At 65.2% G+C, this 9,574-nt stretch carries 11 protein-coding genes and 1 pseudogene; 7 read left to right on the top strand and 5 right to left on the bottom strand.

Going from position 1 to position 9,574, the window contains the following annotated elements; translation table 11 throughout:
* Positions 1 to 12: 12 nt before the first annotated feature.
* Together CVM73_RS35485 and CVM73_RS41315 are read left to right on the top strand one after the other, a co-directional pair.
* The gene (locus tag CVM73_RS35485) at positions 13 to 897 is read left to right on the top strand and encodes a LysR family transcriptional regulator (protein ID WP_100236393.1); all 885 of its coding nucleotides are present in this window, start codon (positions 13 to 15) and stop codon (positions 895 to 897) included.
* Positions 898 to 941: 44 nt separating this feature from the next.
* Entirely contained in the window at positions 942 to 1,232 is a 291-nt protein-coding gene (locus CVM73_RS41315; protein WP_245452521.1) for a hypothetical protein, read from the top strand.
* Positions 1,233 to 1,370: 138 nt separating this feature from the next.
* Here the strand turns inward: CVM73_RS41315 and CVM73_RS35500 are convergent, their stop codons facing one another.
* Positions 1,371 to 2,174, bottom strand: coding sequence for an enoyl-CoA hydratase-related protein (locus CVM73_RS35500; protein WP_100236395.1), 804 nt, complete (start codon positions 2,172 to 2,174; stop codon positions 1,371 to 1,373).
* Between the two features lie 154 nt (positions 2,175 to 2,328).
* Between CVM73_RS35500 and CVM73_RS35505 the strand changes: the two genes are divergently transcribed.
* A complete protein-coding gene (locus tag CVM73_RS35505; protein ID WP_100236396.1) occupies positions 2,329 to 3,303 on the top strand; it encodes a ketopantoate reductase family protein in 975 nt (324 codons plus the stop codon).
* A gap of 3 nt (positions 3,304 to 3,306) precedes the next feature.
* Here the strand turns inward: CVM73_RS35505 and CVM73_RS35510 are convergent, their stop codons facing one another.
* Positions 3,307 to 3,984, bottom strand: coding sequence for an alpha/beta hydrolase family protein (locus CVM73_RS35510; protein ID WP_100236397.1), 678 nt, complete (start codon positions 3,982 to 3,984; stop codon positions 3,307 to 3,309).
* Between the two features lie 126 nt (positions 3,985 to 4,110).
* Here CVM73_RS35510 and CVM73_RS35515 point away from each other — a divergent pair, with 126 nt between their 5' ends.
* Entirely contained in the window at positions 4,111 to 5,256 is a 1,146-nt protein-coding gene (locus CVM73_RS35515) for an acyl-CoA dehydrogenase family protein (protein WP_100236398.1), read from the top strand.
* 210 nt (positions 5,257 to 5,466) lie between these two features.
* Here the strand turns inward: CVM73_RS35515 and CVM73_RS35520 are convergent, their stop codons facing one another.
* Positions 5,467 to 6,351 carry a LysR family transcriptional regulator gene (locus CVM73_RS35520; protein WP_100236399.1) on the bottom strand — a complete coding sequence of 295 codons (885 nt, stop codon included), beginning with the start codon at positions 6,349 to 6,351 and terminating at the stop codon, positions 5,467 to 5,469.
* A 103-nt stretch (positions 6,352 to 6,454) separates the two neighbouring features.
* Between CVM73_RS35520 and CVM73_RS35525 the strand changes: the two genes are divergently transcribed.
* The 3 genes from CVM73_RS35525 to CVM73_RS35535 are packed head-to-tail and all read left to right on the top strand — an operon-like array spanning position 6,455 to position 7,953.
* Positions 6,455 to 6,883, top strand: a complete 429-nt coding sequence (locus CVM73_RS35525; RefSeq protein ID WP_100236400.1) for a DoxX family protein — start codon at positions 6,455 to 6,457, stop codon at positions 6,881 to 6,883.
* Positions 6,884 to 6,902: 19 nt separating this feature from the next.
* On the top strand, positions 6,903 to 7,364 hold the full coding sequence (locus CVM73_RS35530) for a DsrE family protein (RefSeq protein WP_100236401.1): 462 nt from the start codon (positions 6,903 to 6,905) through the stop codon (positions 7,362 to 7,364).
* Positions 7,357 to 7,953 carry a TlpA family protein disulfide reductase gene (locus CVM73_RS35535; RefSeq protein ID WP_100236402.1) on the top strand — a complete coding sequence of 199 codons (597 nt, stop codon included), beginning with the start codon at positions 7,357 to 7,359 and terminating at the stop codon, positions 7,951 to 7,953. The genes CVM73_RS35530 and CVM73_RS35535 overlap by 8 nt, the downstream gene beginning before the upstream one ends.
* Before the next feature lie 7 nt (positions 7,954 to 7,960).
* Here CVM73_RS35535 and CVM73_RS35540 read toward each other — a convergent pair whose 3' ends face one another.
* The gene (locus CVM73_RS35540) at positions 7,961 to 9,100 is read right to left on the bottom strand and encodes an amidohydrolase/deacetylase family metallohydrolase (RefSeq protein WP_100236403.1); all 1,140 of its coding nucleotides are present in this window, start codon (positions 9,098 to 9,100) and stop codon (positions 7,961 to 7,963) included.
* Between the two features lie 217 nt (positions 9,101 to 9,317).
* Positions 9,318 to 9,574 (bottom strand): annotated as a pseudogene (locus tag CVM73_RS35545) (Ig-like domain-containing protein); the annotation flags it as partial.

A 9,574-nucleotide genomic window follows, 5' to 3' on the forward strand; every position in this document is an offset into this window, starting at 1 on the left:
AGAAAGGCGGCCATGGACATCCTGGTGAACCTGCAGGCCTTCCTTGCCACTGCGGACGCGGCCGGCTTTTCGGCCGCCGCGCGAAAGCTCAACGTCTCGACCTCGGTCGTCGCCAAGCGCGTCACGCAGTTGGAGGCACGGATCGGCACGCCGCTATTTCACCGCTCGACGCGGCAATTGCGGCTCACCGAAGCCGGCCAGCGCTACGTGCATCGCGCGCGCGGCGTGGTGGCTGACGCCACCGACCTGCTCTCGCGCATGGGCGAGAAGGGCCACGATCTCGTCGATCACCTCCGCATCAAGGCGCCGACCTCGCTGACCGTGGCGCGCCTTGCAGATGCCTTCAGCGCGTTCCAGACGCAGAACCCGCGGCTGAAGCTCGAGATCGTGCTGATCGACCGCCCGGTCGATCCCGTCGCCGAGGGATTTGACATCGCCATCGGCGCCTTCCCGCATTCCTTCGGCGGCGTCATCGACGAGCCGCTCTGCCCGCTGAAGCGGCTGCTCTGCGCCTCGCCGGCTTACTTGAAGAAACATGGCACGCCAAAACATCCGCGCGACCTCGTCGAGCATCGCTGCCTCAGCTTCATGCCGACCGGCCCCGAATGGATCTTCGACGGACCGCGCGGCCGCATCAGCATCCAGGTCAGCCCGCTGCTGTCGTCCAACGAGGGACATGTGCTGGCACGCAGCGCCATCGCCGGCAACGGCATCGCGCTGATCTCGCATTATCTCGTGGCTGATGCCCTGCGTGACGGCACGCTGAAGCCGGTGCTGCGCGACTTTCCGATTCCGGAATTGTGGGTGAAGGCCGCAATCCCCGAGCGGCGGCGCAATGCCGCCGCGGTGCAGGCGCTGCTCACCTTGCTGAAAACGTCATTGGCGCCGCCGCTGTAGACCTGGTTGCGTCATTGTCGCAAGATCGCGGTTGCTCTCTGACCATGGAACTGAAAGAAGGGCCACCAAACACCGCTGTCATCGCCCGCGAAAGCGGGCGATCCAGTATTCCAGAGACGTCAAACGTATACGGAGAGGCCGCGGCGTACTGGGTCGCCCGGTCAAGCCGGGCGACGACAAGCAACTTGGTTCAACGAATGGATTCGATGCTTTTGAAATTCGCCCTGCCTGCCGTCGTCGCCCTCGCGATCTCCGCCACCCCTGCCGCAGCCGTGGAGCAAAACTGTCGTTTCATCCAGGCCAAGCCTGATCGCGAGGCCTGCTACAAGCGGTAGGAGGACGAGCTGGCGGCGAAGCGCAAGCCGGCTCCAGCAACCGCCGAGAGCAACACATTCGAAACGCTGCGCCAGCTGCGGCAGGATGACGACGCCGTCTATCGCAGCATCAACAACATCTGTCGCGGCTGCTGACGTTCACGCTTTTCCGCCGCCCCAACGCGCTGCCCGCTTCTCGGCGAACGAGGCCAGCCCTTCCGCGGCTTCCGCGCTCTGGCGCTTGAGCGAATGCAGCTGCACCAGCCGCTTGTAGGCGGCATCGTCCACGGCCATGCCACCGAACGAGCTCTCCAGCGCCAGGCGCTTGGTCTCGGCCATGGCCTCCGGTCCGTTGGCGAGCAGTTGCTCGACCACCTTGGCTCCGGCGGCCTCCAGCTCGGCGAGCGGCACCACCTCGTGGACCAGACCGATGCGGCGGGCGTCCTCGGCGCCGAAGCGTTCGCCGGTGAGCGCGTAGCGGCGGACCTGGCGTACACCAATGGCATCGCAGAGCTGCGGGATGATGATCGCGGCGGTCAGGCCCCAAAGCACCTCGGTGATCGAGAACAGGGCGTTGTCCGCGGCGATGACAACGTCACAGGCCGCGATCACGCCGGTGCCGCCGCCGAAGCAGCCGCCCTGCACCAGCGCCACGGTCGGGACGGCCACGGTGTTGAGCCGCTGCACGGCTTCGAAGGTCGCCCGCGACGCCGCCTCGTTAGCTTCAGTCGATTGCGGCCGCACGCTGTTGATCCATTTGAGATCGGCGCCGGCCTGGAAATGCTTGCCGTTACCTCTTAGCACGACGACGCGCAGGTTCGGCTTCTTCGCCAGCTCGTCCATGGCCGCGAGCACACCCGCGATCAGCGCGCCGTCATAGGCGTTGTTCACGTCCGGCCGGTTCAACGTGACGGTCGCAACCCCACGCTCATCGAGGGTCCACAGGACGGGGTTGGCAGTCATCGGCGATCCTCCGGTCGTTCGTTTGCCTTGCACTATGGCCGAGGCCGCGTGCCCCGATCCATATCTTTCCGGCGTAGGGCGGCCGCGTCCATCGCATGGCGGCATGTGTCATGCTGCCGCCGGACGGCACCAAGGGACAATACGGGGTACCATCATGCGCATCTGCATTTTCGGCGCGGGCGCCGTCGGCAGCCACATTGCGGTACGGCTGGCGCGCGCCGGCCATGAGGTCAGTTGCGTGATGCGGGGAGCGCATCTGGAGGCGGCTCGCGCCAATGGTCTGAAGCTGCGCGTCGGCGATTCCGAGGTCGGCGCCAAGGTGAACGCGTCAGGCGATCCGGCCCAGCTCGGCCCGCAGGACGTCGTGATCTCGACGCTGAAGGCGACCGCGCTGACCGGGCTGGTCTCCAGCATCAAGCCGCTGCTCCAGGATGACACCGCGATCCTGTTCGCGCAGAACGGCATTCCCTGGTGGTACGGCATCGGCCTGCCGCCGCGGCACCCGACGCCGCCGGACATTTCCTTCCTCGATCCCGGCGGACGCCTGCGCGCCTGCATCGCGAAGGAACGGATCATCGGCGGCGTCATCTTCTCCTCCAACGAGGTGACCGCGCCCGGCGTGGTGCAGAACCTGACGCCGGACCGCAACCGGCTCTTGATCGGCGAATGCGACGACCGCAATTGCGACCGCATCACCAGGCTTCGCAATGTCTTCAACGATGCCCGGCTGGAGTCGCCGCCGGTCGCCGAGATCCGCGAGGCAATCTGGTCAAAGCTGCTGACCAACATGTCGCTCTCGGTGCTGTGCCTGCTCACCGGCCAGACCGCGCGCGGGGTGCGCGACGACCCCGCCTTCGCGGAGGTGATTCCGCGCATGCTGAACGAGGCCAACGAGATCGCCCAGCACTTCATTCCCGAGGTCAAGCGCGTCACCCGCAGCGGCCCTGCCCCCAACCACAAGCCGTCGCTGCTGCAGGATTACGAGCTCGGCCGCGCCATGGAGATCGACGTGCTGGTGAAGGCGCCCCAGGCCTTCGCGCGCACCGCCGGCCTGTCGACGCCGACGCTCGACCTGATCGCCGCGCTCGCGATCCAGAAGGCGCGCGACAAGGGGCTTTATTCGGCCTGAACGTCAGGCGAGCGCATCGATCCAGGCGGCGAGCGCGTCCAGCACCTCGGCGAGCGCCTCGTCATTGGTACGGCCGGACTTCTTCAGCACCGCGAAGGAGTGATCCCCTGCTTCGATTTCATGCAGCGTTGCCTTCGCCCCGAGCTTCTCGACGACAGGCTTGAGGTAGCCGAGGTCGGCAAGCCCGTCGCGCGTGCCTTGCAGGAACAGCATGGGAATTGCGATCGCGGCTAGGTGCTCGGCGCGCTCGCTCGACGGCTTCTTGTCGGCGTGCAGGGGAAAGCCGAGGAAGGCGAGCCCTTTGACGCCTTGCAGGGGTGCCTTCGATTGCGCCTGCGAGGTCATGCGCCCACCGAACGATTTTCCGCCGGCGACGAGCTTCACGCCGGGGCAGAGCCGCGCCGCCTCCGCGACCGCCGCACGGATGGCGGCGTGTGCGACTGCGGGCTGGTCAGGACGCCCCTTTTTCTCTTCCATGTATGGGAAATTGAAGCGGAACGTTGCGATGCCGCGCTCGGCGAGGCCAGCTGCGACCCTCTCCATGAAGGAATGCCGCATGTCCGCACCGGCGCCGTGCGCGAGGACGTAGCAGGCGCGCGCATGATCCGGCCGCGTCAGCATCGCCGAGACCGTGCCGATGCGCTCGATGTCGATCTTGAGCTCTTGAGGTTTGGTCGCCACAATTAGCCATCCCGACAGACGCTGTTACGGTCGCCTTGGTAGCGTCCCCGGCGCAGCCTGAAAACACAATAATTGCCGCCGCTAGCTGGCCTACCAAGCCCGAACGCCGCACCAACCGAGGTAATCATGTCCTACCGCTCCTCCTGGATGACCGAAGAGCTCGACGTCTTCCGCGACCAGTTCCGGAAATATCTCGCCAAGGATCTGGCGCCGCATGCCGAGAAATGGCGCGAGCAGAAGATGGTCGACCGCTTCGCCTGGCGCGGGCTCGGGGAGATGGGCGCGCTCTTGGCGAGCGTGCCGGAGGAATATGGCGGCCTGGGCGCCACCTTCGCCTATGATGCTGCCGTGCTCGACGATCTCGAGAGCACCGTGCCGGAGCTGACCACCGGCGTCTCCGTGCACAGCGCCATCGTCGCGCATTACATCCTCAATTACGGCTCGGAGGAGCAGAAGAAGCGCTGGCTGCCGAAGATGGCATCGGGCGAGATGGTCGGCGCCATCGCCATGACCGAGCCCGGCACCGGCTCGGATCTCCAGGCCGTGAAGACCACCGCCAAGAAGCAGGGCAATTCCTACGTCATCAACGGCCAGAAGACGTTCATCACCAACGGCCAGGCCGCCGATCTCGTCATCGTGGTCGCCCGCACCGGCGAGGCCGGCGCGAAAGGCATTTCGCTGATCGTGGTCGAGACCGCGGGCGCGGATGGCTACAAGCGCGGACGCAACCTCGACAAGATCGGCCTGCACGCCTCCGACACCTCGGAGCTGTTCTTCGACAACGTGACGGTGCCGCCGGAAAACCTGCTCGGCAAGGAAGAAGGCCAGGGTTTTGCCCAGCTGATGCAGCAATTGCCGCAGGAGCGCCTCGCACTCGCGGTCGGCGCCGTCGCCTCGATGGAGCGCGCCGTAAAACTCACCACCGAGTACACCAAGGAGCGGAAGGCGTTCGGCAAGCCGCTGATGGATTTCCAGAACACCGCTTTCACGCTGGCCGAGCGCAAGACCGAGGCGATGATCGCGCGCGTCTTCGTCGACTGGTGCATAGAACGCCTGATCGCAAAAGACCTCGACACGGTGACGGCCTCGATGGCGAAATACTGGTGCTCGGAGAAACAGGTCGAGACCGCCGACGAATGCCTGCAGCTGTTCGGCGGCTACGGCTACATGCAGGAATACCCGATCTCGCGCATCTTCATCGATTCCCGCATCCAGAAGATCTATGGCGGCACCAACGAGATCATGAAGCTGTTGATCGCGAGGTCGCTGTAGAGCGGAATGGTTTCAGGTTGAACCGATTGCCGCGGCTCGTTCACCTCTCCCGCTTGCGGGAGAGGTCGGCGCGAAGCGCCGGGTGAGGGCTCTTTCCACACGGCTGTTCTCGATTGCTGAAGCACCCTCTCCCCAACCCTCTCCCGCAAGCGGGAGAGGGAGCGCATCTCCCTCGTTGCAGCGATCGAGCCTCATTTCATCTTGCATTAGCTACTTCATCCGCTTGTCGGCGGCGATGAAGTCGATGAAGGTGCGCACCTTCGCGGAGAGATATTTCCGGCTCGGATAGACCGCGAACAGCTTCCCGACGAAGACGACCTGCTCGGGCATGAGGTGCTCGAGGCGTCCGCGCGCGATGTCCTCGGCGACCAGCCATTTCGGCAGGAAGGCGAGACCCATGCCTTCCAGTGCAGCCATGTGCAGCAGCGTTTCGTTGCCGCTGCGCAGCACCGGATTGAGCTTGACGGTCTCAGGTCCGTGCTCGCCCTGGAAGGAGAAGCTCTCGCCGGGATAAAGCGCATAGTGCAGCAACGCCTGGCCGGAAAGATCGGCGAAGGTCTTCGGGCGGCCCGCGCGTTTGAGGAAGGCGGGAGCGGCAACCAGGTAGAACGGGACGCCCGTGATGGGTCGCGCGATCAGCGCCTCGTCGAGCGCGGCGGTCGCACGAAGTGCGAGATCGAATCCCTCCTCGACCAGGTTGACGAGGCGCCCGCTGAGATCGACGTCGAGGAGCACCTCCGGATAGCGGGCCTGATAGTCTGCCAGCACGCCGGCGAAGATCGTGTTCGCCATCCACACCGGCGCGGTCAGCCGCAGCGTGCCGCGCGGCACCACCGTCGCCTTGCTGACGGCGGCCTCGACCTCGTCGAGCGAATCGAGCATTTGCCGCGCCTGCTCGAAATAGAGCGCGCCGCTCTCGCTCAGGCTGACCCGCCGGCTGGTCCGGTTGAGCAGCCTTGTGCCCAGCCGCTTCTCGAGCTGCATCACGTGCTTGCTCGCCATGGCGGGCGAGATGCGCAGGCGCTGCGCCGCGGTCGCAAAGCTCTTCAGCTCCGCGACTAGGCAAAACACCCTCATGCTGATCAAAGTATCCATGAGATCATCAACATCCAGGAAAGGAACAATTCCCGTAACGCACAATGATCAAAAACGGTGAAACTATCAAATGGTGGCAGCCCTCACATTCCGGAGAACCACCATGTCCACCACCACCCTCGAGACGGCTACGCCCGGCCGGGCCCTTCGCATCGGCCTCTGGACTGCCCAAATCGTCCTCGCCTTCGTCTTCATCTCGGCCGGGTTCGTCAAGCTGACCACGCCGATTCTTCAGCTGGCTGCGATGATGCCATTTGCCGGCGAGTATTCCGAAACCTTCGTCCGTTCCGTCGCCCTGGTCGATCTCGCCGGTGGCATCGGCATTCTCCTGCCGGCCCTGACCCGGATCCTGCCGCGACTGACAGTGCTGGCCGCGCTGGGCTGTAGCGTGCTGCAGGTGTTCGCGTTCGTCTTCCATATCTCGCGCGGCGAAGCCGCGACGACACCACTCAACCTCGTCCTGCTGGCGCTCGCCCTGTTCGTGCTGTGGGGACGCAACAGCAAGGCACCGATCGCGCCGCGGCAGTTCTGACCGCAGGAGCGCCGTCGCCATGATCTCTGCCAATGGATGGTCCCGCAGGGGCCTGCTCGCCGGCACCGCGATCCTCACGGCCGGCGGCACCGCCGCGGCCAAGGAGGATCGCGCCGCCGACGGCGTCGTGATCCTGATCGACAGCAACGAGCCCTACGTCATGGGTCACGCGATCAGCTATTCGGCTAATCTCTCCAAGCATTTTGCCGAGAGGGGTGCGAGATTGCTGATCGAGGTCGTCGCCAACGGCAAGGGCATCGACGTCTTCCGGGCGGACAAGACGCCGCTGATCGAGCCGCTCGCGACGCTGCGCCAGTCGCTGCCGAACCTCACTTACAGCATGTGCGCCTCGTCCAAGGCGATCGCGGAAGCCAAGGAGCAGATCTCAATTCCGCTGATCCCTGGCGCAAGCCTCGTGCCGTTCGGCATCGGACGCGTCGTCGACCTGCAACTGAAGGGCTGGGCCTATATCCATGCGTGACGAGCGGCGCGAAAGCGTTGTGGCGCTGTCGCGGCGATCGATTCTGATGGCTGCGCCGGTGTTTGTCTCTTCTCTGCGCGCAAGCGGCGCGCAGGACAGCTGGCCGCCGGTGTTCGAGGCCGGCCGCAGCCAGTTCACGGTGGTGCGGCCGCACGCGATGATGCCGCAGCTCAGGCTCCAGGACGTCCACGGCCGCGATGCCGTCGTGGCGGCGAAGCCGGGCCGCATCACATTGGTGAACTTCTGGGCGACCTGGTGCGCGGCCTGCAAGCTCGATCTGCCGATGCTTGCAAGTCTTGCGGCATCACGGCCCGACCGGCTCGACATCGCCGCGATCTGCACGGACACAAGAGACCTGCGCAAGATCCGCAGCTTTCTCGGCGGCCTCGCCGTGAAAGACCTCGCCTGCTATGCCGATGCCTATGGCGCGGCAGCCCAGGCATCCACCGAGATCCTCTCCATCCTCGGCATGCCCATCACCTATCTCGTCGGCACAAGCGGTCGCGTCGAGGGCTACATCATGGGCGCGCCCGATTGGCTCTCACCGGCTGGCACGCGCCTGCTGCAGTTCTACCGCGAGCAGGCTTAGCGCTAAGTCAATTCGGATGCCACCAGCGGCCGCCAATGACGACGCCTTCGGACGCGATCTTGCGATCGCCTATCAGGTGCTCGCCGACCACGTCCTCGTAGTCGAACTGGCCTTGCCTGATGCTGATCAGCGTAGCATCGCCGACGCTGCCGGGCTTGAGGCTGCCGAGCTCGGGGCGCCGCAGCGCCATCGCCGCGTTCACCGTCGATGCCGCGATGACGTCCGAGAGCTCCATGCCCATGCACAAGAACTTCGACATGGTCGTGACCTGATCATAGGCCGGGCCGTCGATGCAGAGCTGATGGATATCGGAGGAGATGGTGTCGGGATAGAAGCCGTTGGCGAGCATGGCGCGCGCGGTCTTGAAGGCGAACGAGCCCTTGCCGTGGCCGATGTCGAACAGCACGCCGCGCTCGCGCGCGTCCAGCACCGCCTTCTTCACCGTGCCCTGCGCGGTCGCCGGCGTGTTGGGGAAGGGGCGGAACGCATGGGTCAGCACGTCGCCGGGTCGCAGGCGGGCGAGCACGTCCTCATAGCTCGGCGGCGGATGATCGATATGCGCCATCAGCGGCATGCCGACCTCGTTCGCAACCTCGAGCGCGATGTCGAGCGGGACGGCCCCCGAGGTGCCCGACGAATGCAGGCCGACGCGCACCTTGATGCCGACGATGAGGTCGCGGTTGGCATCGGCCACCTTGGCCGCCTCGATCGGATTCATCAGCCGCAACTCCTCGCTCTCGCCCACCATGATCCGGTGCGAGAAGCCGAAGATGCCGGCATGCGAGACGTGCAGATAGGCAAGGATGCGGACCTGGCTCGGCTCGATCACATGCTTGCGGAAGCCGGCGAAGTTGCCGGGACCCGCGCTGCCGGTGTCGACGGAGGTGGTGACGCCGGAGGTGCGGCAGAATTCCTCGGCATCGATGCCGAGCGAGGTGCCGCCCCAATAGACATGGGTATGGAGATCGATCAGCCCCGGCGTGACGATGTACCGTGAGACATCGCGCACATCGGTGCCCGGATCGGCCTTGAGCCCGCTGCCGATCGCCGCGACCTTGCCGCCGGCAAAGGCGACGTCGGTCACGGCGTCGAGCTTCTGGGACGGGTCGATCACCCGCCCGCCGCGCAGGATCAAGTCGATAGGCATTGTCGTCTCCGGATGGGCAGAGATGTGGCGGGCATGTCAGCCGGGCCAGCGAGGAAGGAAGCCGCTCGCTTCTAGCAATTTTCGCGCCGATTCGACAAAGATTCGCAGGCGGGGATCACCCCGCCGTCCAATTTCAGTCGTGGCCTTTGTCGGGGGATCCCCCAAGAGATCCCCCGAGGCAGTTGTTGAGTACCAGCTTGTGTGGCCGACCCGCTCCTTACGCGAAGTGGAAGTCGTGGCTGTTCAGCTTGTCGAGCTGCGTGTTCTTCAGCGTGAGGGTGTCGCTCCCCGCCGCGATGACGACGTCGTGGCCTGACTGGGCCGCGTGGGAGAGCACGCTCGCAAAGCTGTCGAACACGCTCTTGCTGAACTCGATCGTGTCGTGAGCAGGTCCGCGGGCAGCGAAGTCCTTGATCACGTCCTGGCCGAAGTTCGACGCAAACGTGAACGTATCCGCCCCCGCTTTACCCACCA

Source organism: Bradyrhizobium forestalis (assembly GCF_002795245.1).
Taxonomy (GTDB): domain Bacteria; phylum Pseudomonadota; class Alphaproteobacteria; order Rhizobiales; family Xanthobacteraceae; genus Bradyrhizobium; species Bradyrhizobium forestalis.